The sequence below is a fragment of the Streptomyces sp. SPB074 genome, assembly GCF_000154905.1.
Classification (GTDB): domain Bacteria; phylum Actinomycetota; class Actinomycetes; order Streptomycetales; family Streptomycetaceae; genus Streptomyces.
In genome coordinates this window covers 6108640-6109004 of record NZ_GG770539.1, presented here as the reverse complement: position 1 = coordinate 6109004, position 365 = coordinate 6108640, and the positions used below count along the sequence as shown (strand labels likewise).

Annotated in this window: 1 protein-coding gene; it reads right to left on the bottom strand. The window is 78.9% G+C overall.

The window, feature by feature from the left end; genetic code table 11:
• Positions 1-365 (bottom strand): FxsA family protein (locus tag SSBG_RS25920; RefSeq protein WP_106429380.1); only part of this gene is annotated, 365 nt, incomplete at both ends.

Sequence of the window (365 nt, the reverse complement as noted above, 5' to 3'; positions counted from 1 at the left end):
GGCGCCGGCCCGGGTGTAGGCGGCGTCGAAGGCGCCGCCCGTCGCCGCGTCCAGCCTGCGCCGCATCGCCCGCTCGACGCGGCGCGAGAGCGCGCCGCGGATGCCGGGGACGAGGAGGACGAGACCGGCGGCGTCCGAGAGCAGCCCGGGGATCATGAGGAGCAGCCCCGCGAGCATGAGGAAGCCGTTGCCCTCGGCGCGCTCCGTCTCGGGGGCCCCGGCGGTGGGCGGCTGCTGGAGGGTGCGGGTGAGGGCGCCGAAGGCGCGGCGCCCCGCGCGCTTGACGACCGCGCCGCCGCCGATGATCCCGGCGGCGAGCAGGACGACGACCACGAGGCCGCCGGCCGCCTCCCCGAGGAGGATCA